This window comes from Streptomyces sp. NPDC058257 (assembly GCF_042881845.1).
GTDB lineage: Bacteria > Actinomycetota > Actinomycetes > Streptomycetales > Streptomycetaceae > Streptomyces.
In genome coordinates this window covers 1,127,074-1,151,994 of the sequence record NZ_JBHVXJ010000001.1, presented here as the reverse complement: position 1 = coordinate 1,151,994, position 24,921 = coordinate 1,127,074, and the positions used below count along the sequence as shown (strand labels likewise).

The 24,921-nt window shown below is 69.4% G+C and carries 19 protein-coding genes; 10 read left to right on the top strand and 9 right to left on the bottom strand.

Annotated elements, in window-relative coordinates; translation table 11 throughout:
- Positions 1–6: 6 nt before the first annotated feature.
- The 5 genes from ACFVXC_RS04945 to ACFVXC_RS04925 all read left to right on the top strand — a co-directional run bounded on the left by ACFVXC_RS04945 (position 7) and on the right by ACFVXC_RS04925 (position 8,159).
- Positions 7–414, top strand: coding sequence for a hypothetical protein (locus tag ACFVXC_RS04945; protein ID WP_389901455.1), 408 nt, complete (start codon positions 7–9; stop codon positions 412–414).
- A complete protein-coding gene (locus ACFVXC_RS04940; protein ID WP_389901453.1) occupies positions 411–4,109 on the top strand; it encodes an AAA domain-containing protein in 3,699 nt (1,232 codons plus the stop codon). Before ACFVXC_RS04945 ends, ACFVXC_RS04940 begins: the two co-directional genes overlap by 4 nt.
- 185 nt (positions 4,110–4,294) lie before the next feature.
- Positions 4,295–5,131 (top strand): vWA domain-containing protein, encoded by an 837-nt coding sequence (locus ACFVXC_RS04935; RefSeq protein WP_389901451.1) that lies wholly within the window; start codon positions 4,295–4,297, stop codon positions 5,129–5,131.
- An 86-nt stretch (positions 5,132–5,217) separates the two neighbouring features.
- Entirely contained in the window at positions 5,218–5,976 is a 759-nt protein-coding gene (locus ACFVXC_RS04930; RefSeq protein ID WP_389901450.1) for a hypothetical protein, read from the top strand.
- Between the two features lie 2 nt (positions 5,977–5,978).
- Positions 5,979–8,159, top strand: coding sequence for a hypothetical protein (locus tag ACFVXC_RS04925; RefSeq protein ID WP_389901448.1), 2,181 nt, complete (start codon positions 5,979–5,981; stop codon positions 8,157–8,159).
- A 420-nt stretch (positions 8,160–8,579) separates the two neighbouring features.
- Here the strand turns inward: ACFVXC_RS04925 and ACFVXC_RS04920 are convergent, their stop codons facing one another.
- The 3 genes from ACFVXC_RS04920 to ACFVXC_RS04910 form a co-directional block, all read right to left on the bottom strand.
- Complete coding sequence (locus ACFVXC_RS04920; RefSeq protein WP_389901447.1) at positions 8,580–8,801, bottom strand: hypothetical protein; 222 nt, start codon at positions 8,799–8,801, stop codon at positions 8,580–8,582.
- Positions 8,802–9,049: 248 nt separating this feature from the next.
- Positions 9,050–10,981, bottom strand: a complete 1,932-nt coding sequence (locus tag ACFVXC_RS04915; RefSeq protein WP_389901445.1) for a discoidin domain-containing protein — start codon at positions 10,979–10,981, stop codon at positions 9,050–9,052.
- A gap of 50 nt (positions 10,982–11,031) precedes the next feature.
- The gene (locus ACFVXC_RS04910) at positions 11,032–12,846 is read right to left on the bottom strand and encodes a coagulation factor 5/8 type domain-containing protein (RefSeq protein ID WP_389901444.1); all 1,815 of its coding nucleotides are present in this window, start codon (positions 12,844–12,846) and stop codon (positions 11,032–11,034) included.
- Between the two features lie 499 nt (positions 12,847–13,345).
- Between ACFVXC_RS04910 and ACFVXC_RS04905 the strand changes: the two genes are divergently transcribed.
- Positions 13,346–14,398 (top strand): LacI family DNA-binding transcriptional regulator, encoded by a 1,053-nt coding sequence (locus tag ACFVXC_RS04905; RefSeq protein ID WP_389901443.1) that lies wholly within the window; start codon positions 13,346–13,348, stop codon positions 14,396–14,398.
- A gap of 236 nt (positions 14,399–14,634) precedes the next feature.
- Here the strand turns inward: ACFVXC_RS04905 and ACFVXC_RS04900 are convergent, their stop codons facing one another.
- Entirely contained in the window at positions 14,635–15,123 is a 489-nt protein-coding gene (locus ACFVXC_RS04900) for an ATP-binding protein (RefSeq protein WP_389901441.1), read from the bottom strand.
- 8 nt (positions 15,124–15,131) lie between these two features.
- The gene (locus tag ACFVXC_RS04895; RefSeq protein WP_389901439.1) at positions 15,132–15,995 is read right to left on the bottom strand and encodes an MEDS domain-containing protein; all 864 of its coding nucleotides are present in this window, start codon (positions 15,993–15,995) and stop codon (positions 15,132–15,134) included.
- Between the two features lie 128 nt (positions 15,996–16,123).
- Between ACFVXC_RS04895 and ACFVXC_RS04890 the strand changes: the two genes are divergently transcribed.
- The gene (locus ACFVXC_RS04890; RefSeq protein ID WP_389901437.1) at positions 16,124–17,032 is read left to right on the top strand and encodes an aminoglycoside phosphotransferase family protein; all 909 of its coding nucleotides are present in this window, start codon (positions 16,124–16,126) and stop codon (positions 17,030–17,032) included.
- Positions 17,033–17,072: 40 nt separating this feature from the next.
- Here the strand turns inward: ACFVXC_RS04890 and ACFVXC_RS04885 are convergent, their stop codons facing one another.
- From ACFVXC_RS04885 to ACFVXC_RS04870, 4 genes are all read right to left on the bottom strand, one after another.
- On the bottom strand, positions 17,073–19,091 hold the full coding sequence (locus ACFVXC_RS04885; protein ID WP_389901435.1) for an ABC transporter permease: 2,019 nt from the start codon (positions 19,089–19,091) through the stop codon (positions 17,073–17,075).
- 282 nt (positions 19,092–19,373) lie between these two features.
- Positions 19,374–20,195, bottom strand: coding sequence for a molybdate ABC transporter substrate-binding protein (modA, locus tag ACFVXC_RS04880; protein WP_389901433.1), 822 nt, complete (start codon positions 20,193–20,195; stop codon positions 19,374–19,376).
- A 78-nt stretch (positions 20,196–20,273) separates the two neighbouring features.
- Entirely contained in the window at positions 20,274–20,675 is a 402-nt protein-coding gene (locus ACFVXC_RS04875; RefSeq protein ID WP_389901432.1) for a molybdopterin-binding protein, read from the bottom strand.
- 112 nt (positions 20,676–20,787) lie between these two features.
- Positions 20,788–21,594: an arylamine N-acetyltransferase gene (locus ACFVXC_RS04870; RefSeq protein ID WP_389901431.1), complete on the bottom strand. Its 807-nt coding sequence runs from the start codon at positions 21,592–21,594 to the stop codon at positions 20,788–20,790.
- Between the two features lie 225 nt (positions 21,595–21,819).
- Between ACFVXC_RS04870 and fes the strand changes: the two genes are divergently transcribed.
- The 3 genes from fes to ACFVXC_RS04855 all read left to right on the top strand — a co-directional run bounded on the left by fes (position 21,820) and on the right by ACFVXC_RS04855 (position 24,917).
- Positions 21,820–23,055, top strand: coding sequence for an enterochelin esterase (gene fes, locus ACFVXC_RS04865; protein WP_389901429.1), 1,236 nt, complete (start codon positions 21,820–21,822; stop codon positions 23,053–23,055).
- Positions 23,056–23,173: 118 nt separating this feature from the next.
- A complete protein-coding gene (locus tag ACFVXC_RS04860; RefSeq protein ID WP_389901427.1) occupies positions 23,174–23,554 on the top strand; it encodes a cell division protein SepF in 381 nt (126 codons plus the stop codon).
- A 196-nt stretch (positions 23,555–23,750) separates the two neighbouring features.
- Positions 23,751–24,917 (top strand): AAA family ATPase, encoded by a 1,167-nt coding sequence (locus tag ACFVXC_RS04855; RefSeq protein WP_389901425.1) that lies wholly within the window; start codon positions 23,751–23,753, stop codon positions 24,915–24,917.
- Positions 24,918–24,921 lie beyond the last annotated feature (4 nt).

Below are 24,921 nucleotides of genomic sequence, written 5' to 3'. Positions count from 1 at the left end.
GAGAACATGTCCGACGAGATCGAGTCCGCGCAGATCCAGGTTTTCGGTGCCGACCCGCGGCATGCGGAGCTAGAAGCGCGAGAACTCCGCGATGTTCTGCGCCGGCTGAACGGAGCCCAGGTGCGCTTCGCCCCTTCTGAAGGGCAGGGAAAGGCGGAGAGTGCGAAGGGGGCGGAACTGCTGACCCCGGAGGTCGTGCTCATCCTCACCACGGGCACCTTCGCGCTGGCGCGAACTGCCATCAAGGCGTGGGTCGACGTACGTAAGAGCCGCAAGGTGCGTGTCGTGCACTCCGACGGCACGGTCACGGAGTTCCAGGGCGGAGTGTCCGGGCGTGAGGTGAAGGCGCTGCGGGACGGCCAGGACGGACGGGGCGCCGGGCCGGGCGTCGCCGGACCGGGAGACGAGCGATGAGCCGTCAGCACGCCTTGCTCGTGGGCACCGCTGTCTACGAGGACGCGCAATTCTCCGCTCTGCCGTCCGTACGCGCGGATGTTCACTACTTGAGCCAGATCCTGGAGATGCCTGCGGTCGGCAGGTACGAGAAATGTGTACGGGTCGAGGACTCGTCGAAGGCGGCTATCAAGCAGGCCGTCGAAGAGTTCCTCAGGGGCCGTGAGCCGGACGAACTGGTCGTGCTCTATCTCAGCGGCCATGGCGCGTACGACCGTGAGGACGGTCAGCTCTACTACGTCACCACGGACACCGAGGCTGACCGGCTCCAGCAGACAGCACTCGAAGCCTCTTACGTTACCGACCAGTTGGAGAAATGCGCCGCGCGGCGCAAGGTCCTGCTGCTCGACTGCTGTTTCAGCGGCAGCGCAGTGCAGGGCTTTCGCAGCAAGGGGGCCGCTCACTCGGGCACGGCACCGGTGGTCGAGGCCAGCGGTGTGTACGTCATCACCGCGTCGCAGCACTGGGAACAGGCCTTCACCACCGATGCGGACCAGCCCTCGCAGTTCACCAAAGCGATGGTCGAAGGTCTGCACTCGGGACAAGCGGACCTGGACGGTGACGGGAGGGTCTCGGCCAACGACCTGTTCCGGTACATCAGCCGTGACCTGCGTAAAGCACCTGACGGACGCAGGCAGACACCGACGCAGTCCAGTCTGCAGGTGACCGGCGACATCTATCTCGCCACTGCCTCCACCGGCCGTCAGATCCCCGCCCTCAAGCCGTTGCCCGCCGGTCTCACCGCAGTTTCCGACGGAGCGGGAGGCGTCACACCGGCACCGGTCAAGGCTGCCGAGGCAGCCCACGACGACTCTTCCTTCACCGACGCCGACTGGAGCCGGCTACTGGCGTACTACCAGCACTGCCTGGAGGCGGAGAACTCCACCGGCGAACTCCTGCCGCTGGTGGGCAGCGACCCTCCACGCGCGGTCTGGCCCGCTGGGGAGGAAGTTCTGCTCTCCGGTACGGAATCCGCGGTACACGCGCCGGAACGCGTCGTGGACCTTGCCGAGCGTGCGCAGAAGGACAGTGCGGACCTGTGGTACGGGTACCCCGCCGCTGTTCTCTACGACGGCAAACGGCAGATGTGCGCGCCGCTTGCCATGCGTCAGATCGAGGTCGAACGCGATCCGCAGGGACGCAGCGTGGTGACACCCACAGGGCCGATCGTCCTGCATCCCCAACTTGTTCTCGACCGGTTGGGCAAGGACGAAGGAAGGGAACTGCTCGCCGCCTACCAGCCCAACTGGCGTCCGGGGTTCCGGGAAGACATGGTCCGTGACCTGCGGAGTCTGCTGCAGGAACTGGGGCTGCCCGATACAGAGCACCTCGATCCCGGATCCCTCGGCGACGGCAGCTCGCTCTACGCCGCGCACGAGGGCGCCCGCAACGTGGCGATCGTTTTCGCCGCACGGTCGGACTCGGCGGCCACTGCACAGCTGATGAAGGACTACAAAACGCTGCAGAAGAGCGTCGGGCAGTTCCCGGACACCGCGCTCGGGGCGCTCACCGCGAGAGCGAACCAGGCGGTGGACGAGAGCGCTGAGCAGGAGGTGCAGGTCGTCGCACCGCTGGAACTGAACGAAGGACAGGAAGAGGTCATCCGGGCGGCGATGGTCCGCCCGCTCACCGTCGCCACCGGACCGCCTGGCACCGGGAAGAGCCAGCTCATCGTCAATGCGGTTGCCACGGCCAGAGCGGCCGGCCAGACCGTGCTCGTCGCCTCCACCAACAACAAAGCGGTGGACGAGGTGTGGGAGCGCTGCGAAGCCCTGGCTCCGGGTCTTCTGGTACGTACGGGCAACCAGACAGCTGTCGATGAAGAGCTGCGGACGTTGGAGAAGCTGACCCGCAGCGTGCAGCCCCACCAGTCGTCCCAGATGCACCGGGGTGAACTGCGGAACCATCTTCGCGAGCAGAAGGCGCTGCGCCGACAACTCTCGGAGGCCGCCGCCCGGGAGCGGGAGCTCGCTGACCTCGGACGGCTCCGCTTCGCCTACGCCGAACAACACCATGGCGACCCCGAGACGCTCGCTACGGCTCTGGGCGACGATGTCTCCCTCGGCAGGTGGCTGCGCCGGGCTCGCACGGCAGCGCGCCTCGGGATGCTCGGTGGGTGGCTGCGAAGGCGGTGTCTGCGCGGTCTCGCCCCGCTGTCCGCACAGACCGCAGAGCGTCGGGAGTTCGACGGTCTGGTGTGTTTCGCGAAAGCGGAGGCCGCTTGGCGGCAGACGGGCGCCGAAGCTGCTGCGGCCGCGGACGACACCCAGCTCCTGACGACGCTTCGTGAGACCGATCGGCGGGTTCGGGAGACGGCGGCGGCACTCCTGCAGACTTCGGTGGCAGAGCAGGCCACGACCGCCCGCGCGGCCATCCACGACCGCATCGAAGCCGTGAAGTCACGGTCGCCGCGCCAATGGTCGTCCTTGGAGCGCATCCTGCCGCAGGTGTCGGGCTGGGCCGTCACCGCGAGGTCCCCACGGCGATTCCGGGACCGCGCCGGCCTCTTCGACCTGGTCATTGTCGATGAGGCGAGCCAGTGCTCCACGCCGGACGTGCTCCCTCTGCTCTTTCGCGCACGTCGGGCCCTCGTGATCGGCGACCCCATGCAGTTGCAGCACATCACCACCCTTCAGCCCCGGCAGGAGGCCGAGGCACACCGTGGGGCGGGGCTACGGGCCAGTTGGCTCGACGAGCACCGGCTCGAGCACCGTCGATACTCCTCGTTCCATGCGGCCGCCCATGCGGCGGGCCAGACCCTGCTGCTGGACGAGCACTTCCGCTGCCACCCGGACATCGTCGGCATCTCCAACCGGCATTGTTACGGCGACCGGCTGACCGTCCTCACCGAGCCTCGGTCGTTGCGGCGCCTCGAAGGGGTCGACGCGGTGCAGTGGCTCGATGTGCAGGGGACGGCGCGCAGAGGCGGCAGCGGGTCCTGGATGAACCAGGAGGAGGCGGATCGCGTTCATATGTCGGTGGAGCGGTTGCTGAGGCGGCTTCCTCAAGGCTCGACGGTAGGAGTCGTCACCCCGTTCCGCGCCCAGAAAGACTTGATCGCCAAGCGCTGGGAGCACGAGCCGCGCGTGCGGGTCGGTACGGTGCACACGTTCCAGGGAGGGCAGCAGGACGTGATTCTGCTGTCACTGGTCGCGGGCGAAAGAATGCGCCCCAGTGCGGTCAGCTGGCTGTGCCGCGAGGTCAACCTGTGGAACGTGGCCATCACTCGTGCTCGTTCGCATCTCATCGTGTTCGGGGGCCGTGACTTCTGGTCGGTGCGTGCGGGGATGCCGCGCGCATTGCTGGACGCCGCTGAGGCCAAAGCTGCACAGGTCTCGCCCGGCGCGGAGTCCGGACAGGCCGACGAGCTTGTCGGCGACCGGCTTCAACACCTCCTGACGGGCAAGATCTCCGGAGTCCAGCTCGACCGGAACATCACGGCCGATGGCTATCCCTACGACTTCGACGTCCGCCGGGGTACGGACGCGGCCCAGGTCCGGCTGGACCACGGGGCGCCCGCCGACATGGAGGGAGCACGCCACCTGAGACTCGCCCTCAGTCACGCGGCCCTGCTGCCGAACGGCGTACGACTGCCCGCCTGGCACGTGTGGGCCGGCCGAGCGGAACGGGTGATGGATCGGCTCGGCGGCCAATGAGGTCGAAGCGCGGAATTTCGTAGAGATCAACCTGAATATGCCCGCCACCAATTCCTGCACACTACAGTGGAGTTGGGGGAACTCACTGACTTGACCTGCGCGACGGCGGCCCGCCACCGGCCCGTCAGCATGTCGTCCGAGCCTCTCCGACGACCGCCTTCTTCGCAGCCCGCCAGGAGCTCAATGTGCCGTACACGGCAGAGATCAGCCGCAGCAACCCGACGAGCATCATCTTCCTGATCGATCAGTCGACCTCTATGAGCGATCCCATTGGCGGTGAAGTTCCCCAGCAGAAGGCTGATGTCGTCGCCGACGCCATCAACCGGCTACTCACCGAACTCTCGGTCAAGTGCGCAAAAGAGGAAGGCGTACGCGACTACTTCCACGTCGCGGTAATCGGCTACGGCGCCACCGTGGGCTCAGCGTTCGCGGGGTCGCTGGCGGGCCGCGACATCGTCCCCCTCAGCGAGGTGGCGGACAACCCGGCCCGCGTCGACGAGCGAAGCAAGAAAGTGCCTGACGGTGCCGGCGGCCTGGTGGAAACGGCGGTCAGCTTTCCGCTGTGGATGGACCCGATCGCCCACGGCGGAACTCCCATGAACCGCGCGCTCCAATACGCCGAGAGCCTTGTCGCCGGGTGGACCGAGCGCTTCCCGGCCAGTTTCCCGCCCATCGTCATCAACCTGACGGACGGGGAGTCCACCGACGGCGACCCCACCGCGGCTGCCGAGGCCGTCACCTCGCACGCCACCGCCGACGGAGCGGCGCTGCTGTTCAACCTGCACGTGTCCGCTGCGGGCGGCACCCCCACTGCCTTCCCGGACACGGACAGTGGTCTCCCCGACAGCTACGCCCGGACCTTGTTCGCCATGTCGAGCCCGCTGCCCAGCCACATGCGTTCGTACGCAGCCTCACAGGGGCAGCGGGTCAGCGAGACCACCCGGGGATTCGTCTACAACGCGGACATCACCACCGTCGTGCAGTTCCTCGACATCGGCACTCGGGCCACTGAACTGCGGTGACGACTTCCACATCATGCGTGTACGTCACGCAGTTCGTGGCTCCCAAGCACGGAAGTACGGACGCGGAATGCGAAGACGCTGTCGCCGTGATTCCCGGCCGCCCGCACGACGACGAGCTGCAGGAGCCGCTCACAGCGGGTGTCTGCGACGGTGCGACGGAGAGTGCACTGGCCAAGGACTGGGCCAGGCTGCTGTCCCGTGCGGCGGCCGAGTGTGCCATGGAACGGCCGGACCTGTTGGGAGGTGGCGCCGCCTTCGAGGACTTCGCATCGTCGGCTGTCTCCCAGTGGGAGCCCTGGCTCGGGCAGTACACACAGGCGCGCCACGACGAAGGGCGCCCACTGAAGTGGTACGAGCACACCAAGATGGCCGAGGGTGCCTACGCGACCCTGCTCACCGTGCGCGTCGACCCGGTCGCCGCTTCCGATTCCGGTCCGGCTGAACCGACCTGGCGATGGCGCGCTGCGGCGCTCGGGGACAGCTGCCTTTTCCACTTGCACAACGATCAGCTGGTACAGGCGTTCCCGGTGTCGACAGCCGAGGAATTCGGCTTGACTCCCGATCTGTTCGGCAGTCGCAACCACGACGTGGCATTGCTTGCCCGCCGCACGTGCTTCACCGAAGGGCGGTGCGGCCCCGGCGACCGGCTACTCCTGATGACGGACGCCCTGGCCGCGTGGCTCTTGTCAGTCTCCGACCAAGAGGACGCCGTGAATCAGTTGCTGGAGTACGCCGGGCCTGACGACCTGGACAAGTTCAAGAATTGGCTGAGTGGTCTACGGGAGCGCCGGCAATTGCGCAACGACGACGTGGCACTCGTACGGATCGATTTCGAGGGGCGGTGAACGTGGGCCAGGCCACCGGTCCGCAGCGTCAATTTCCGAGCGGTGCCGAATACGCGGAGGCTTTGCAGCACACGCAGTTGTGCTTCCGGCACCCCGAACTCCAAGGCGCACGGCCGGAACTGACCAAGCTCGGCCTACCTCGAGCCATCTCCGGCGCCTTCGCGAGTGTCTTCTCGCTGACCTCGGACACCTCGGGTCGGCGTTACGCGATCAAATGCTTCACCCGACACGTCCCGGACCAGGAGCGCCGCTATCAGGCCATCAGCTCCCGACTGGCAGGACTGAACCGGGCCGAGCTCTCGCAACCGTGGAATCTTGGATTCGAGTACCTCCCTTCCGCCATCAGCGTCGGGCAGGATCACTATCCGGTCCTGAAAATGGAATGGGCCGAGGCCGTCACATTGTCCTCCTGGCTCGACGACAATCATGCCCACGGGTTCGCCGTCGACCGTATGGCAGACCGGTTCGAGGCGCTGACCCGTGATCTGGCCGCCCACGAGATAGCCCACGGCGACCTTCAGCACGGCAACCTGCTCGTAGCAGGCGATGACACGCTACGACTGGTCGACTACGACGGGATGTACGTCCCCGCACTCGATGGAATGGGTGGTACTGAGCGAGGACACCGCAACTACCAGTCGCCCATGCGCGGGAATGATGACTTCGGGGCGTCACTGGATCGGTTCTCCGCCTGGGTCATTTTCCTGTCGCTCAAAGCGATCGCCTCCGATCCCGCTCTGTGGAATCGGCTGCACGAGCCGAGTGGCGAGTTCCTGTTGCTCACCGAGGATGACTTCAAGAGTCCGGGTGGCTCCACGCGACTGCAGACGCTGCTGACCCACCCCGACCGGACGGTGAGCGGTCTCGCCGACCAAGTCCGGTCCTTGGCCTTCCAGCCGCTGGACGTGCTGCCCCCGCTCGCCGTGGCCGCCCCCAAGCAACGGGTCGCCGCGACGAACTCAGCCGCAGCAGCTCCCGACACTGCAGCCGCTGCTCCCGGTACAAGCGGACTGCCCGGGTGGATGACTGGGCACATCTCTCCACAGACCACGCCAACGCCGACTGCGCCTTCGGACACCGTCCCGGACGGCTTCCGTACCCGGACGTTGCTGGATGTCGCCGCTGCCGTGCTCTGCCCGCTCATGCTGATCGCGACCGCCTTGATGATCGTCACGGGATTCTCGGCGTCACCGGTCGGACCGGGGGTGCCCGCTCTCGCTGCCGTCGTGCTCACCGTGTTCGCCCGAAGCCGCCGTGCGGAACGGATGCGGGCACGGGCCGCCCTTGCCCGGCTGACGGATCAACTGGCCCAGCTTGAGGACCCGCTCAAGGCAGCAGAGAAGCTGCGCCAGGAGCGGGCGAAGTTCGACGAGGCGGAGGCGAAGCGAGCCGTTGCCTTCCCGCGGGATCAGGACAAGATCACTGCCCGATACCGCGTCGATCTCAAGGACGCCGAGAAGCGTAAGGTCCGCAAGCAGCGCGACATAAACAGGCAGATCGCCGGGCTTACGGGCGAACTCACCAGTGCCCTGACCAAAGCGCTCACCGACAAGCAGTCGGTGTATGTGCGGGACCAGCTCAGCCGACGGCTGATCGCACAGTCCCCGCCGACCGGCATCGGGCCGAAACTGGCATCGCGCCTGGCGGCAGCGGGCATCCGGACGGCAGCCGATTTCACGGGCTATCGGCCCGTGCAGAACACCCACTACAACAGCACCGGCGCCGTTCTCGTGTTGAGCGGTGGCCGGGTCGTCGATGTCCTTGGCATCGGCGAGACCAAAGCCATCGCCCTCGACCGCTGGCGCAGACAACTGGTCGCCGCCGCTCAGGCAAGGCAACCGGTCTCCCTCAGTGAGTCAGAGCGACAGCCGATCGAGCAAAGCGTCGCCAGGCGTCGACTCCACCTCATCGCCCGGCGCGATGAGGTGGAGTCCGAAACCGATGCGTTGCGTGCGAAGGCACGGAAGCAGATGGTGGACGGTCAGGACCGACTGAGCCGAGAGAACTCGGTTGCGGGCGATCGGGCCCGACAGCAGCGGCAGGATTTTGGTCGGCGCACGGTCGGGCTCCAGCAGAACAGCGCGCTCCACGAGACACTGAGCGACTCCGTCGTGGCTGCCAAGCTCCGACAGCGCGAACTGTCGCTGATGTGCTATTTGCGCTTCCTCTACATCGGTCGCTGAGGTCACAATCGCCTGCCGAGGGCATCGGAGGTCTTCGCGACGGCGCCGGTGGCCGCTCCTCTGACGTCGACAACATGTGCCGCAATTCCTGGTGGCCAGAACCCGGTGGAATGAGAACGTGGCTCCGTCGGCGGTGAGTCCCTCTCGGTCGGCAGGAGCCGCATCACCGACGACACGGCTCCCGCCGGAGCCCTTCGCGGGTGGGAGGAATCCCGCATCTCACCCTTGGAGGGCACCGCGCGAGGAAGCGACGAGGGGGAGCCTCGTTCCTCGCGTCCTGGGCGGCCGTCGCCGCCCAGTGCGCGGCGGCCGCCATCAACCAGCCGCTCCGATCGCACCACCACGACGTTACTCCCTCTTTGCCCTAAAGTCCGTACACATGTGCGTAGTTGGTACGAACCGTTGCGCCCCGTCGGCCACTCAACGGCCCGGCAGCGCCTTCAGTTGGGCGGCGCGTGTATCGGCGACGCGGGCGGCGATGCGGCGGACCTCGCTGCTTCCCGCCGACCGCGCGGCGGAGCGGGAGACGCGCCTCGATTGGCCGAGGTGGTCGCGGAGTTCCCGGAGTACGAAGCGGTCGAAGGCGCCGCCGGTCAGCCGACGACCCCGGGCGAGGTCGCTCTCGGTGATCTCGGTGACCATGCCGGGCATATCGTGGCCCTGGTGCACATGGGTGTCGGGCAGGCCATGCGGTGCAACAGGGGGCGCAGACAGGCGGTCAGGAAGGGTGGCCGTCCGCACCACACTTGATGATGGGGTTGATGCAGTCACGCACCCGGCGTTCCATCTCCGCCTCCGGCCATACGTTGATGAAGTCGCCGTGCATCGATGAAGTCGACGTGCATCGTGTACCCCAGCGAGTCCCCGCCCCCCCCACCCGGCAGGGAAGGTCACCCCTTCTGTTCCGCCCGCACCCAGTCGATCTCCGCCTTGACCCCACCCGCCGCGATCTTGTCGACGCTGGACTGCGGCAGACCCCAGTACGGCTGGGTCACCTTGTTCCAGCCGGCCGGGTAGGCGCCGCCCAGAGCGAGGTTGAGGATCACGTACTGGTTGTGGTCGAAGACCCACTCGCCGCGCGTGGACTCCAACTTGTTGCGCGTCGTCTCCTGGACGACGCGGTCGTCGACGTAGAAGCGCATGACCGTCGGCGTCCACTCCACCGCGTACGTGTGCCACTGATCGGCCGTGCCGCCGTTCGGATAGGTCTGGCGGGCGCCGATGTTGCCGTCCGCCGAGTAACCGGGGCCGTGCAGGGCGGAGCTCGTCCAGTCCGCGTAGCCGATGTTCTCCATGATGTCGGTCTCACCGGAGGCGGGCCACGAGACGTTCGGGTCGTCGACGTCGCTGCCCAGCATCCAGAAGGCGGGCCAGAATCCGTCGCCGACCGGCAGTTTCATGCGGGCGCTGACCTTGCCGTACGTGAAGTCGAACTTGGTGTTGGTGTCGATGCGGCCCGAGGTGAAGTCGTAGGTGCCGCCGCCCGCGGTGGTGCAGTTGTCGCAGTATTTGGCCTGTAGGACCAGATTGCCGTTCTCCGCACGGACGTTGTTGGTGGAGTCGACGTACGCCTGCGACTCGCCGTTGACCGACCCCATCTCCTGACCGGTCCTGACGACGCGCCACTTCGAACGGTCCAGGCCCTCCGTGGTGAAGTCGTCGAAGAACTTCGTCTTGTACGTCCCTGACTGCTCACCCGGCAGCGCCGGATACGCGGCGGAGGCGCTGCCGCCCGTGCCCCACACCTGGAACTCGTAGAGGGAGTAGCCGAATTGGGCCGTGGAGGGGGCCGGGTTGTAGAAGGACCTGCGTTCCTTGCCGAGCATCCGCACATAGCGGCCGGTCGCGGGCTGCGAGAGCTTCACACTGTCGTGCCGTCCCACCGCGTCGGCGGGAGACTTGACGTCCGCCCGGCGCGCGGCGACCTCCGCGGTGGAGGGCTTGTGCACCGTACGCCAGGTCTGGTTGTCGTCGGAGACCTGGAGTTCGTAGTCGACCGCGTAGGCCGCCTCCCAGTACAGGTCCACGGTGTCGATCGTGGAGCGCGCGCCCAGGTCGACCGAGATCCAGCGGTTGGCGTTCCAATCGCTCGACCAGCGGGTCTGGTCGGCCTTGAGGTCGGCGGGCCAGCCGCCGTCGGTCACGAAGGCCGGTGAATTGCCCGCGTGCTGATAGCGGTTGGAGCGAGCGGGGTGGTTCAGGGCGAGGTTCGAGCGAGTCGTCGAGGCCGGGGCGGGTTCGCCGCCGTAGACCTTGAAGGCGTGCAGCGAGTAGCCCCAGGGCGTGGCGCGTTCGACGCCCCGCATCCTGACGTAGCGGCCCGTGACTTCCTGTGGGTAGGTGTGGGCGGTGACGGAGCCGCCCGTGCCCGCCGTCTCGGTGTAGAAGGGGGTCCAGTCGGTGCCGTTCCTGGACACCTCCAGGACGTACTTCTTGCCGTAGGCGGCCTCCCAGTCGAGGACGACACGATCGACGCGGAGGGTGGCGCCGAGGTCGACGCGTATCCACGCGTCGTCGGCGAACTGGCTGGACCAGCGGCTCGACGCGTTGCCGTCGAAGGCGGCGCCAGGACCGGGGGTGCCTGCTTCGTTGCCGGACGCGGTCGCGGCGGCCGGGTTCGCCGTGTACGCCTCGGCGGCGCGGTCGGTGTCCCAGGCCGCTGCGGCGACCGCGCCGGGAGGGTCGGCCGGCGCGGCCGAGGCGAGGCCGGTCAGCAGGGTCAGGGCGCAGGCCGTCGCCAGCGCGAGGACGGGGGTGAGTCTGGGGCTGCGTCTCTTTCTTCGGGGGGTGCCGGAGCTTCTTCGGGGGGTGCCGGAGCGCATGGTGCTCTCCTTGCGGGTGTGGGTACGACTCGGGACGGAGGGGGCGGAGGTCAGGGGAAGGAGACCACCGTGGACGGCACCGTGTCGGAGCCCGACGTCGGATTGCCGGTTCCGTTGATGACGTGCGCGTACTGACCCTTGCCGCCGAGCGAGACGACGAGCAGGTGGTGGAACTTCACGCCCGGCTTGTTCGGGGCCTGGAAGCCGTGCTCCTGCACGATGTTCGGAGCGACGTTGTAGAAGCAGTAGCTGCCGAGTCCCCAGCCCTCGTGGGTGGTGACGGAGTCGGCGACCTTGTACGAGGCGAAGCCCCGGATGCTGCCGTTCTGGATGGCGGCCTGGTTGGGGGCGTCGTACGCCTTCTCGTTCTGGTAGAAGATCGTGCGACCGCGCTCGCCGTTCCACTGCACGTCGTACTTGTTGAAGTGCTCCACGAACAGGCCGGTGGCGAGCACATCGGCGCCGTTGACGACGACGCCGTAGTCGGCCCGGTTGGTCTCCCAGCCGACGCCGTCGCCGTGGTCGGCGCGCCAGATCCAGGTGTGGTCGACGATGGTGTGGCGGCTGTTGACGACCATGCTGGTGGTGGCCTTGCCCGCGCCCGCACCGCCGATGCGGATGAACACGTCCTGGACGGTGGTCGGGTTGCCGACGTGCGAACCGCTCGCGCCCCCGGGGCCGATCTCGACGAGCGTCTTGGAGTTCTGCGGCCCGGCGTCGACCAGGAACCCGGCCAGGCGCACCCCGTCCACGTCGGCGGTCTTCACCGCGGTCACTCCGTTGTCCGGTATGAGGGTGGCGTAGCCGATGCCGAGGACGACGGTGTTCGCCTTCTTGACCTCGATCGCCCGGTCGAGGTGGTAGATGCCGGGGGTGAGCAGGAGGTGGAGTCCCCGGTCGAGGGCGGCGTTGAGCGTGGCGGCGCTGTCCCCCTCCTTGGCGACGTAGAAGGCGGAGAGGGAGAGCGACTGCCCCTGCGGGGTGCCGTGGCCCCAGCTGGTGCCACGGGCGTTGGTGCGCAGGGCGGGCAGGAAGACCTTGTACTCGCCGCCGTCGAGGTAGAGGAAGGGCTTCTCGCGGGAGTACGGCGTGTTGTTCAAGGTGGTGTAGGGCGGGTTGGGGAAGGAGTCACCCGGGGCGCCCTCCACCCCGGAGAAGACCATGTTCCACACCGCGTTCAGCCAGCCGCCGATCGAGCTGTCGCGGGTGTACCACTGCTGCTGGGAGTACGGCTGTACGGTGCCGTCGATCCGGCTGTCGGCGATGTAGCCGCCGCTGGCCCAGCCGTAGCCGTTGGGCGCGAGGTTCAGGTCGCCGCGCACGTGCATGCGGCGGAACGGGGCGGCCTGGGAGACCGCCCAGCGGTTGGCGCCGCTGACCGGGGAGAGGGAGAGGTTCTCCGCCGAACGCCAGAAGTTCTGCGTGGCGTTTCCGTTGAACCAGCCCGCGTCGACGGTGACGTCACCGTTGAAGTGCGTGTCGTCGGGGGACAGGCCAAGGCCCATGATCGAGGTGTAGAAGCCGATCTGGGCGTTGAGCCCGCCGTAGGTGCCGGGCTTGAACAGCAGGGCGTAGCGGGACTTGCCGAACTGCGCCGACTCCTGCTTCTTGAAGACCTCGTCAAGCTTCGCCTGGATGCCCCCGGTGGACGGGTCGAAGATGATGACGTTCGGGCCGAAGTCGGGAGCCAGGGCGTTCGCCGGCTGGGGGCGGCGGACGGCGGGGGCCTGCGCCGACGGCGAGTCGGGAGCGGCGACCGCGTGGGAGGCGAGCAGACCGGTGGCCGGGACCGCCAGGGCGGCGGCCAGGGCGGTGCGGCGGGAGAGGGTGGTTCGCGCGGCGGGCGAAGGCATGTGCTCAGACATGGCAAGTCTCTCTGGTTGCGGGATTTTTGAGTCGCCGATGGTGCGGGTGGGGTGCGTTGGTGGGGGTGGGGGCGCTGATGGTGGGGGGTGTGGTGCCGCTCCGGGGTGGGTGGTGCTCCGGGGTGGTGGTGCTGCGGGGTGGTGGTGCTGTGGGGTGGTGCCGCTCCGGGTGGGTGGGCAGAGCGGTGCCGTGTGCGTTCAGCCTGAGTTCAGAACATGAACGGTGATCGCTGAGAGAGCGCTCTCTCGCGTTGGATAGTTGTGTCTGCGGCAAGGCGCGTCAAGGGGGTGCGCACGATGTCGCACTGACTCGGTGGAGAGAAGTCAACTAGGTGCCGCTGTGGGCAAGTTGACGCCAAACGCTCGTACGTGGGCGATATGTCCGGCGGAGTGCGAGGGGGCGTCGGCCGGGTTCAACTGGGCGCGTGATCAGCATATGTGACGTCCCATCAGGGACGCAGGCCTGAACATCAGCCCACCTGATTGCTATAAAGACCTCGTGACTGCCGATGCCCCGCGCTTCGCCCGCCCGGTGACCCTGGAGGACGTGGCCCGGACGGCGGGGGTGTCGCGCGCCACCGTCTCCCGGGTCGTCAACGGCGCGCCCACCGTCGATCCGGTGCTGCGCCGCAAGGTGGAGGAGGCCGTCGAGGCCACCGGGTACGTACCGAACCAGGCGGCCCGCTCTCTGGTGACCCAACGGACCGACTCCATAGCCCTCGTGGTCTCCGAGCGGGAGCGGCGGCCGGTCGCGGCTCCCTTCGTCGGCCGGATGTTCTCCGACCCCCACTTCGGGCGTGTGGTCGGCGGGCTGCTCGACGTGCTGCGGCCCGCCGGGGTGCAGATGGTCCTGATGCTGGTGGACGACGACACCTCGCGCCGACAGTTCCTCTCGTACCTGCGGCAGGGGCACGTGGACGGCACGGTGCTCGTCTCCTCGCACGCCTCCGATCCGCTGCCCCGGCTGCTCGCCGAGACCGGCCTGCCCGCCGTGCTCGCCGGGCGCCCCGCCGAGACGGTTCCGCTGCCGTACGTGGAGGTGGACCAGCGGGCGGGGGCGCGGATGGCCGTCGACCGGCTGGTCCGCGGTGGCCGCCGCCGGATCGGTACCATCGCCGGGCCGCAGGACATGCCCGCTGCCCAGGAACGCCTGGAGGGCTTCCGTGCCGCGCTGGCCGCTCGCGGCATCACCTGCGCGCCCTGGGCGGAGGCGGACTTCACGCGAGTGGGCGGCGCCGATGCGATGCGGCGGCTCCTGGCCGAACACCCCGACCTGGACGGGGTGTTCGTCGCATCGGACCTGATGGCGCAGGGTGCGCTGCAGACCCTGGTGCGGGCGGGCAGGCGGCTGCCGACGGACGTGGCGGTGGTCGGCTTCGACGACAGTGAGGCCGCCGGGGCCTGCGAGCCCGCGCTGACCACGGTCCGGCAGCCGGTGGAGGAGATGGCCGCCGAGATGGCCCGGCTGCTCCTTGGGCGGATCAAGCAGCCGGGCGACTCACCGCCGTCGATGGTGTTCCGCCCGACGCTGGTGGAGCGCGCGTCGGCATGACCGGGACCGAGGCCACCCTGGGGCCGGAGTCCCGAGGCCATCCTGGCGCCGGAGTCCCAAGGTCACCCTGGGGCCGGAGCCCCCAGGCCCAAGAATTCGCCCCTGGGGCCGGAGCCCCCAGGCCCAAGAATTCGCCCCTGGGGCCGGAGCCCCCAGGCCCAAGAATTCGCCCCTGAGGCCGGAGCCCCCAGGCCCAGGAATTCGCGCCCGGAGCCGAGACCACCCCGGGCGCACGCTCAAGACAGCAACATCACCAGCGTGACCGTGGTCCCGTCCTCGTTGACCGTGACTTCGAAGTGGTCCGTGAGGGCCTGGGCCAGCCACAGGCCCCGGCCGTCCTCGGCTTCCTCGCCCTCGGGAAGGGTGGCCGACTCGCACGGCCTCTGCCGGATCATCCCCGGACCGCTGTCCGTGATCACGCACCGCAGCCCATGGCCCGTATAAGCGAGTTGGAAGCGTCCCTTGCCGCCGCCATGCACGACGGCGTTGCTCGCGACCTCGTGCACGGCGAGTACGAAGTCGCTGAGGCGGGGGTCGCACAGGCCCGTGTCCTCGGCGCGGCGGGTGACCAGGAAACGTAGACGTGCCAAGTCGGCCATGGTGAAAGGGAGTTCGAGGAGCATCCTGCCCGGAGCGGGGAGGAGAGTGTCGTTGATGTGTTGCTTTCGGTGTGGGGCCGGGTCGCCGCCGTTGTCGTCGTTGCCGATGCCGCGGTTGAGGACCACTTCGCGGATCACCTTTCGCCCAGGACGAGTTGAGGCACTTCGGCGGCTCCGCAGAGCCGTATCGCTCTGTCCTGCGCGGGTTGGCAGCGGATCGAAAGGAGGTGTCCGCAGGGGAGTCCGCTCGCGAGCCGCACCAGCGTCGACGCGCCCCGCATGTCCATGAAGCACAGCTCGGACAGGTCGAGCACGCGCGGGCGGTCGGGACCGGCCAAGGCGTGCGTCAGCGCCGCGTCGAACTCCTCGTGTGTCGCGAGGTCGATGTCTCCGGCGATCTTCAGTTCGGCGCCGGTCCGGGTGATGGCCAGAGCGCCGAGGCGCTCCAGGACCCGGTTGGGATGCGCGAGGTGGATCCGGCCCAGGAGACCGTCGCCGAACTTGCGCCGGTCGTACTCGCAGACCGCGGTGAACCCGATCTTGGCGAAGAGCGGCGAGAGTCCGGTCTCGTACTCGACCAGGAGATCCTCGTCGACGCCCGGCTCGGCGGCCCAGCCCATGTCGCCGACCACCCGGATGCCGGAGAAGCCGTCGCGACGGGCCCTGTTGGTCAACTTCACCCAGGTCTCCGCTCGTTCGGACGGGTCGAAGCCGGTCGCCGGGTCGTATCCGGGGGCTTCGTCGACCACGACAAGGCGTCCGTCCATGAGTGCGGGACCCAGCGCGAATCCGCCGGCGCACAACCGCTCGGCCGCCACGGCGGGAGTGGTCGCACGGTCGGTGAAGATCAGCACTTTCTCGCCGCGCGAGAGGCCGATGTCGGCGTACGCGGCACGGACTTCCCAACGGGATTCGTCGTCGTCGAATCCGAGGCAGGCGTGATCCCCGGAGTTCATACGGGTGACGGAGACCGTCCTGGTCACAGAACTGGCATCCATGGGGCAGACCCTAGGGTCCGCGCGAGGAGTCACGCCGTCCGTGATCACTGTTGACTGAAGTCGTTGCTATCGCTCGACAACTCGATAATTCGTTGCGGGGTGCGATCGCCAGAAGCGATGATCCGCGCATGGTTCCGACACCTTCCGACGGCCGCGCCGGAATCGACGCGGCCCTGGTGGAACGACTCGTCGCCGCGCAGTTCCCGCAGTGGCGCGGCCTGCCGGTCAGGCCGGTGGACGTGGACGGCTGGGACAACCGGACCTACCGTCTCGGGGATGCCCTGACGGCCCGGCTGCCCACAGCCTCCGGCTATGTCCCCGCGGTCGCCAAGGAGAACGAGTGGCTGCCCCGGCTCGCGCCGTCCCTGCCGTTCGCCGTTCCGCCGATCGTGGGCCAGGGAGACCCGGGCGAGGGCTACCCCTTCCCGTGGTCGGTCCGCGGCTGGCTGGACGGTGAGACGGCTTCCCCCGAACGCATCGACGACATACGGCAGTTCGCGCTCTCGGTGGCCGAGTTCATCCTCGCCCTCCAGCGCTGCGACGCCACCGGGGGTCCGCTCGCCGGCGAGCACAGCTGGTACCGAGGGGCGTCTCTGGCGTACTACGACGAGGAGACCCGGCGCTGCCTGACCGCCCTTGAGGGGCGTGTCGACACGGGCAGGGCCGCGGCGGTCTGGGAAGCCGCCATCGGCGCGGAGTGGCACGGGGAGCCCGTGTGGTTCCACGGCGACATCGCCCCCGGCAACCTGCTGGTCGCCGACGGCAAGCTGACCGCCGTCATCGACTTCGGCACATCGGGCGTCGGAGACCCGGCCTGCGATCTGGTGATCGGGTGGGGGATGTTCTCGGGCGAGAGCCGGGAGGCGTTCCGGAGTGCGGTCGGCCAGGACGCAGGCACGTGGGCACGGGCACGCGGCTGGCTTCTGTGGAAGTGCCTGCTGACCCTGACCGAGCACATCGACACCGATCCGCAGCGGGCGGCCTTCGAACGGCGCGTGATCGCCGACGTCCTGGCCGACCACGAGCTCTTCGGCTGACGCCGGACTCGGGGGAGGGAGGGGCGCGCGGCCGGCGCGCCTACGTGGGCACGACCGTCGTCTCCGTCGCCTTCACGCTGGTCCACACCGGCGACCCGTCGGTGAGGCCGAGTTCGGCCGCGGCCTGCGGCGTGATCTCGGCCACGAGGTCCGGGGCCTGCGGCGAGGTGATCAGGAGGCGGAGGCGGCTGCCGCTGGTGGTGATCTCGCGGATGGTGCCCGGCCAGACGTTGCGGGGGCTGCCGGTGGGCTTGTCGCGGTGTACGGAGACCGCCTCGGGGGCGATGATCGCCAGGGCCTCGGTGCCCTGCGGAAGCGGGTCGGCGATCACGAGGGTCCCCCCGCCGGGAAGGGTGAGGCCCTCGGGTCCCGCAGTGCCGGGCCACGCGTTGCGGCCCAGCATCCTGGCCACCCACGGAGAACGCGGATGCCGTGTCACCTCGGCGGGCGCCTCGTCCTGGAGCGCGATTCCCTGGTCGAGTACGAGAACGCGGTCGGCGAGCGATACCGCCTCGACGGGGTCGTGCGTGACGATCAGGCAGACACCGCCGAAGGTGTCGAGGTGCGTACGCAGGGTGTGGCGTACGTGGGCCCGCGTCGTCTGGTCGAGCGCGGCCAGTGGTTCGTCCAGGAGGAGCAGCCGGGGCCGGGCCGCCAACGCTCTCGCCAGCGCGACCCGTTGGGCCTGACCGCCGGAGACCTGGGCCGGCCTGCGGTGCGCGAGGTGGCCGACGCCGAGCCGGTCGAGCCACTCCTGCGCGCGGCGCCGGGCCTCGGCGCGCGGGACGCCGAGGGCGCGCGGCCCGTACGCCGTGTTGGCGAGGGCGCTCATGTGCGGGAACAGGGCGCCGTCCTGTGGGACCCAGGCGACGTGGCGGCGGTGCGGCGGCAGGCCGGTGACGTCGGTGTCGCCGAGACGGAGCTCGGCGTGGGCGCGCGGGGTGAGCCCGAGGAGCGCGCGCAGCAGCGTGGTCTTGCCCGCGCCGTTGGGCCCTACGACGGCGATGGTGGTGCCCGGTTCGGCGTCCAGGGTGAGCTGGTTGAAGCCGGTGACGTCGGCGTGCAGGGGCCAGCGCTCCTGGGGCGGCGGGGTGGGGTCGGGTGAGGCGGATTCGGTCGCGGCGGGATCAGGGAGTGCCGAGGTGGGATCGGGGAGTGCCGAGGTGGGATCGGGGAGTGCCGAGGTGGGCTCGGGGAGTACGGGAGCGGCGACGTCGTCGGACAGTCCGCTGGACCGTCCGCCCCGACGGTTTCCCGGAGTGCTCATCCAGCGCCCGCGCAGCGCCACCAGAACCGCCATGGCGATGGCGAGCAGCAGCAGCGACACGGATGTCGCGGCCTCGGGAGAGCTCTGGAGGAGCAGGTACACCTGGAGAGGCAGGGTCTGGGTGGTGCCGGGGAGGTTGCCGGCGAAGGTGATGGTCGCGCCGAACTCGCCCAGGGCCCGTGCCCAGGTCAGGGCCGCTCCGGCGATGAGCCCGGGAGCGACCATGGGCAGCGTGACCGTACAGAACACCCGTACCGGCGAGGCTCCCAGGGACGCCGCGGTCTCCTCGTAACGGGGGCGCAGTCCGCCGAGCGCGCCTTCCAGGCTGATGACGAGGAACGGCATCGCTACGAAGGTCGCCGCGATCACCGCGCCGGACGTGTGGAACGGCAGGGTGATCCCGAACGTGTCCTCCAGCCACGGGCCGAGCAGTCCGCGCCGCCCGAAGGCGAGAAGCAGGGCGACGCCGCCCACGGTGGGCGGAAGGACCATCGGCAGCAGGACGAGGGAACGTACGACCGCCTTGCCGGGAAAGTCGACACGGGCGAGCAGCCAGGCAAGCGGGACCCCGAGCAGCAGGGAGAGGCCAAGGGCCCAGAAGGAGACGATGAGGGACAGCTTCAGCGCCTGCGTGGTTTCTTCGCTGGTCAGATGGGTGCCGAGGTCGCCCCATTCGGTACGGACGAGGATCCCGAGCAGCGGCAGCATCAGGAACGCGATGGCGAGCAGCGCGGGGATCGCGAGGGCGATCGGGGTGCGGGGGCCAGGGGTGCGGCCGCGCAGGCGTTTCATCGTGGTCCCTGGGGTGAGCTCGGGGCGGTGCCGCGAGGTGAGGGGGCGTCAGGGGCGGGCCGGGGGACGGCCCGGCCCGCCCCGACCGGGGAGGCGGTCGGCCCCCTCACCTCGGCTCGGTGTGGTCACATCCTTCCCCGGACGGCAAGGCTCTCCCGGGAAGGACGCGGCCACGGCTTTCGCGAGGCGACGGTGACGCTACGGCTTTCGCGAGGCGACGGTGACGCTACGGCTTTCGCGAGGCGACGGTGACGCTACGGCTTTCGCGAGGCGACGGTGACGCTACGGCTTCTCGAAGCCCGCGTCCTTAAGGATCTTCTGCGCGGCGGGCGTGGACAGCCACTTCACGAACGCCGCCGAGGCCTTCGCGTGCTTCGACGACTTCAGCGTGGCCGCGGGGTACTCGGCGATCGCGTTCTCGCTGTCGGGGATCTTGATCGCGTCGACCTTCTCGGTGGCGGTGGCGGTGGCGGCGTCGGTCTTGTAGACGAGCCCGGCGTCCGCCTCGCCGAGTTCGACCTTGCTCAGGACCGCGCGGACGTTGGGCTCCTGCGAGACCGGCTTCACGTCGATCTTCTGCTCGTCCAGGATCTGCTCGCTGTAGCGGCCGACCGGTACCTCGGGCGCGGCGAGGACGACCTTCAGCTTGCTGTCGGAGAGGTCCTTCAGCTCGGCGACCTTCTTCGGGTTGCCCTCGCCGACCGCGATGACCAGGCGGTTCTTGGCGATGACGGATGGCGTCCCGGTGTCGGACTTCAGGCCGTCCATGGTCTTGGTGTCGGCGGTGACCAGGGCGTCGGCCGGCGAGCCCTGGTTGACCTGGGCCGCCAGTTCCTGGGAACCGGCGAAGGAGAAGTTGACCTTCGTCCCCGGGTTCTCCTTCTCGTACGCGGCACCGGCGGTCGCGAAGACGTCGGTGAGCGAGGCGGCGGCGAGCACCGTCAGATTGGCCTTCGGGGCGGCGCTGCCCGAGGACTTCGTACCGCTGTCGCTGCCGCTGTCCTTCTTGTCGTCGTTGCCGCAGGCGGCGAGCGGGACGAGCAGGGCGGCCGTGAGCACGGCGGCGGCAGTGCGGCGCCGGGCGGGGGTGAGAGCGAGGGACATCAGCGTGGAACTCCTTGGAGGCGAGGCCGGCGGCGCGGTCCGGCCCGTGGTTGCGGACCCTGGGGTGCGGACCAGGGGTCAGGTGCGGTCGATGTGCACGCTGGTGGACTTCACGCGGGCGGTTGCCTGCATGCCGACCTCCAGGCCCAGCTCCTCCACGGCCTCCCGGGTCAGGAGCGAGACGAGCCGGTGCGGCCCCGCCTGGATCTCGACCTGGGCCGCGACGTCGCCGAGCTTCACGGCGGTGACGATGCCGGGAAAGGCGTTGCGGGCGGAGGTGTAGGGGATGTCGTCATCGCCGTTGCCCCCCTGCCCCTGCGCGACCTCGACGCAGAACGCGGCGAGAGCGCGGCCGTCGATGAGCCGACGGCCGCCCTCGTCGCGGTGGGTCGTGACCCGTCCGGCGTCCGCCCAGCGACGAGCGGTATCGGGGCTGACGCCGAGCAGACGCGCTGCCTGACCGATCGTGTAGGACTGCATGCGCGACACGATAAGCCGCCTCACCTGGCATCTACAACATGTATGGGTGATTGTCCATGGCAGATGCCACCCTCCTTGGAGGAAGCGTCAAGGGGGTCGTCAAGAGGGATCGTCAAGAGGCGGTGGCGCCTCCGGGGGGCGCGGTCTCCTTGACCTGTGGCACCTGCTTCAACGTGATGCCGAAGTGCGTGGCGTACGCGTCGAGCACGTCGGCGTCCGTGGCCAGCTCGACGGTGTGGCGCTCACCGGCCGTCGTCGTGGTCAGGGTGCGGCCGCTGAGGGTGATCCGGCCGGTCTCGGTGAGGAGCGAGCAGACAAGTGACCGCGTGAAGTGGGACTTGGGCGAGGTGCGGTGCCACCAGGCCCCGGACGTGAAGTCCGCCAGCGCGCGCGGGCGTTGATCGACCACGTACTGCGCCTTGCCGTCCCTGCCGACGTTCAGATCGCCTTCGGGGGTCTCGGAGATACGGAACGTGCCGCCGGGGTCCGACTGGTCGCCGCGCTCGCCGAGGACCAGCGGGAAGTGGCTGTGGGTGCCGAACCCGACGTCCGCGAGCCGGTCGCCGCCGTCACGGGTGCGTACGCGCAACGCCAGGTGGTCGTACGGGATCCCGGGGTGCCCGGAGGCGTCGTACACCCGGGCCTGCAACAGGGTGACCTCGAAGCCGAGAGCGGTGAGGAGCGCGGCGAAGGCGCCGTTGAGTTCGTAGCAGAAGCCGCCGCGGCGGGCGCCGACGACCTTCGCTACCAGGGAGTCATCGGTGAGTTCGATGTCCTCGTCGAGGTGGATGGAGAGGTTCTCGAAGGGGACGGCGCGCAGGTGCGCGAGGTGCAGATCGCGCAGGGCCCGCGTGGTGGGGGCGGCGGGGCGCTCGGCGCCGATGCGGCGCAGATAGGCATCCGTCTGGTCAGAATCCATGGGCAGATTCTTACGCGATCCGGAGGGCCGCCCCTTCGCTCGCCACTGGTGCAGTTAGGTTAGGCTAAGCTAAGTTGATATTGTTGTGTGGTCGATATTGTCGTGTGCTGGACCAGGAAGGCGGGGAACGATGCGGGTCCTCTTCGTGTGCGGATGAGTGTGACTGCGGGGGTTGCGGGGGTTGCGGGGGTTGCGGGGGCTGCGGGGGTTACGGAAACCGCGGGGGTGTTCGCGGCCGACGCGGTGCCCCGTCGGCCGACGGGCGTCGCGCCCTGCATCGAGCGCGTCGCCACCCGCCTCGCCGATGCCTCCGAAGCCGAACGGGCGGCCCTCCTGGAGGAGTTCTGGGCGGATGCCGCGCACCGCGGCACCCCCCTGATCGAGGCCATCGACGGCGACCCCGACCACTGCGCCGTGACGTTCCTGTGGCGCGGCCACCGCGCCACCCGGCAGGTCCTGCTGCTCGCCGAGGGCGTCGCGGACCACGCCGATCTCGCCGCGTCCCTGCTGAGCCCGCTCCCCGGCACGGACATCTGGCATCTCGGATACCGGCTGCGCGCCGACCACCGCGCCTCGTACCGCATGGCCGCCGACATCTCGCCCGGCGCACCACCCGCCTCCGCCGCACTCCTCCAGCGGCGCCTGCTCTCCCTGTCCGCGCACGCCGCGCCCGACCCACTCAACTCCAGCCGCATGCGCGGTCGTTGGCCGGACCGAGACACCTCCGTCTTCGAGCTTCCGCGGGCGCCCGCGCGGCTGCGCGGCGAGCCGGCGGACGGTATGTCAGGGGTGTCAGGGGTGTCCCGGGGGAGGGTCGAGCGGCACCGGCTGCCCGCGGGGGTGCTCGGCGCCGAGCGCGACGTGTGGGCGTACCTCCCGCCGGGCGGCGAGGCGACGCCCGAACTGCCGGTGCTCGTGCTGTGCGACGGCGACATGTGGTTCGGGCGGCTCGCCTTCCAGGACACGCTGGACGCCCTCATCGCCGACGGCGCCCTGCCGCCGCTCGCCGTCCTCGCCCCGGACGCCGTCGACAGGGACACGCGCCGCCGGGAACTTGACGCCTACGACAGCCATGTGAGTTTCCTCGCCGACGAACTGCTGCCGTGGGCGGCGGGCCGCTGGCCCCTCACCACCGACCCCGCGCGCACGCTCGTCGCGGGCCAGGGCCTCGGCGGGCTGGCCTCCCTGTACGCCGGTTTCCTGCGGCCGGAACGGTTCGGCAACGTCCTGTCCCAGTCCGCGCCCGTCTCCCGCCTCAGCGGTGGTGTGTCCCGGCCCATCGCCGTGTGCCTCGACGTCGGACTGCGTGAGGGCGAAATTCTTGATCACCATCGGGATCTGTACGAGGTCCTGCGCTCACGCGGCTGTCCGGTGACCCTGCGGGTGTACAACGGCGGTCACGACTGGGCCTGTTGGCGCCGCTGTCTGACCGAAGGGCTTGTGGGACTTCTGGGACACTGACCCGTCGGCCCTGGCACACTGGTTCGCTCGCCCCGTGTCGCTGTTGGGCCGAACGGGTGAGGTCGCGTAAGAATGAGCCAGTGCAGATATCGAGTGCGAGCCAGGACGGGGTGGATCGTTGAACAGCCACGACGTCACAGATGAACAGTGGGAAGGGCTCGCCCAGGTCGTACCGCTGCGCAGCCGCAACGAATGGCCGTCCTGGCCCGGGCACCGTGCGCTGCCCGACGCGGAGACCGAGGCGCGGCGGCGTTTTGTGGTGATGCGGGTGAACATCTTCGCGGACGCCCGCGAGGTCGCCGAGACCGTGATGGCGCAGATTCCGGTGCTGCTCGACCTGACCGGGGCCGAGACGGACGTCGCCAAGCGCGTCCTGGACTTCAGCAGCGGCGTGGTCCTCGGCCTCGGCTGCGGGATGCACCGCGTCGACAAGAACGTCTTCCTGCTCGCGCCGCCCGGCACCGAGGTGCAGGGGCTCGTCGCGGCGGCGCAGTCGTAGCAATACGGTTGGAACGGTTGCAGGGGAGGGCCCGGCTCTGGCCAGAGCCGGGCCCTCGGCGTAGTCGGCAGGCATAGGCCAGACGCATAGCCGCTCGTGGGCGGAGCCGGAGCCGCTCCGTCCGGAATCCCTCATTCGTAGGAAGGTCACTCGGGCGGAACGGTTCACCAGTTCCGCCGCCGCCTACCGTCCGGTCATGACTGTGCACCTTCCGGAGGCGGTCGCCGAGCCGCCGTCGGGTCCGGACCGGAGCCGCGTCACCGAACTGCGGCTCTCGGCTTTCGCCTCGCACCGGGGCGCCGTGTTCCCGCTCGGTCCGCTGACCTTCGTCACGGGGCCGAGCGGGAGCGGCAAGTCCACCGTGCTCGCCGTGTACGAAGCGCTGGCGCGGCTCGGCGCGGGCGAGGAACTCCCCGATGTCTTCGCCGATCCCGTGGCGTGCGTGCCCGATCGCGCACGGGGCGACGGGCAGCAGCGGCGCGGTTTCCGTATCGGCTGCACGGTCGACGGTCCCGTCGGGGCGGTGCGCCTGGACATCGCCGTACAGGCCGAGCCGGAACTGCGCGTCGTGGGCGAGCGGCTGACCCGGGGCGGGCTCACCCTGCTCGAGACGGCCCTGCGTGATCCGGGGCGGCGTGCCGTGCAGGCGGCCTGGCACACGGCGGGCATGACGCCGGTGACGCGTGGTCCGCTGCCGGACGACCGGCTCGGCACGGCGCTGCTCCCGCTGCGGGTCGCGGGCAAGACCGAGGGGCAGCGCCTGGTGCTCGCGGCGGCCGAGCAGGTGGTGGTCGCGCTGCGCTCGGTGTTCCCGTGTACTCCCCGGCCCGGACTCATGCGGCTGCCCGTGCCCCCTGGTCTGATCGGCGCGGGCCGCCTGTTGAGCGGCTGCGACAACCTCGCCGAGGTCCTCCTCCGTACGAAGGAGGAGTGCGGCAACCGTCATGCGCGGCTGGTGGCGGCGGTGCGGGCGGGGTGTGCGGGGCCGGTCGCCGACGTGTTCGCTGAGGTGGCCGACGACGGGTCGGTCCACGCGCTGATCGACCGGGGCGCAGGGATCAGGTCGCCTGTCGGACGGCTCGGGGACGGCGAGTTGCGGTATCTGGCGCTGGCCCTTGTGCTGCTCACCGGACCCGGAGTCCTTGAGGTGGACCCGGTGGCCGAGGTGCCGTCGGCGTACCAGAACCTCACCGTGCTCGCCGACGGCCTCGACCACTTCCTGGACCTGCGGCAGAAGCGCGCACTCGCCGAACTGGCCGCGCGTACCTGCGAGCGGGGGCACATCCGTCTGGTCGGGACGGTGAGTGACGCGTCGTGGGCCGCTGAGGTGGGCGGGGCCGCGGTGGTAGACCTGGAGCCGTGAGCGA

Bases quoted from the DNA above. Each gene is read 5' to 3' on its own strand.
- ACFVXC_RS04945 (WP_389901455.1), top strand. From the start codon at position 7: ATGTCCGACGAGATCGAGTCCGCGCAGATCCAGGTTTTCGGTGCCGAC.
- ACFVXC_RS04940 (WP_389901453.1), top strand. From the start codon at position 411: ATGAGCCGTCAGCACGCCTTGCTCGTGGGCACCGCTGTCTACGAGGAC.
- ACFVXC_RS04920 (WP_389901447.1), bottom strand. From the start codon at position 8,801: ATGGTCACCGAGATCACCGAGAGCGACCTCGCCCGGGGTCGTCGGCTG.
- ACFVXC_RS04915 (WP_389901445.1), bottom strand. From the start codon at position 10,981: ATGCGCTCCGGCACCCCCCGAAGAAGCTCCGGCACCCCCCGAAGAAAG.
- ACFVXC_RS04910 (WP_389901444.1), bottom strand. From the start codon at position 12,846: ATGTCTGAGCACATGCCTTCGCCCGCCGCGCGAACCACCCTCTCCCGC.
- ACFVXC_RS04895 (WP_389901439.1), bottom strand. From the start codon at position 15,995: ATGGATGCCAGTTCTGTGACCAGGACGGTCTCCGTCACCCGTATGAAC.
- ACFVXC_RS04890 (WP_389901437.1), top strand. From the start codon at position 16,124: ATGGTTCCGACACCTTCCGACGGCCGCGCCGGAATCGACGCGGCCCTG.
- ACFVXC_RS04885 (WP_389901435.1), bottom strand. From the start codon at position 19,091: ATGAAACGCCTGCGCGGCCGCACCCCTGGCCCCCGCACCCCGATCGCC.
- modA (WP_389901433.1), bottom strand. From the start codon at position 20,195: ATGTCCCTCGCTCTCACCCCCGCCCGGCGCCGCACTGCCGCCGCCGTG.
- ACFVXC_RS04875 (WP_389901432.1), bottom strand. From the start codon at position 20,675: ATGCAGTCCTACACGATCGGTCAGGCAGCGCGTCTGCTCGGCGTCAGC.
- ACFVXC_RS04870 (WP_389901431.1), bottom strand. From the start codon at position 21,594: ATGGATTCTGACCAGACGGATGCCTATCTGCGCCGCATCGGCGCCGAG.
- ACFVXC_RS04855 (WP_389901425.1), top strand. From the start codon at position 23,751: ATGACTGTGCACCTTCCGGAGGCGGTCGCCGAGCCGCCGTCGGGTCCG.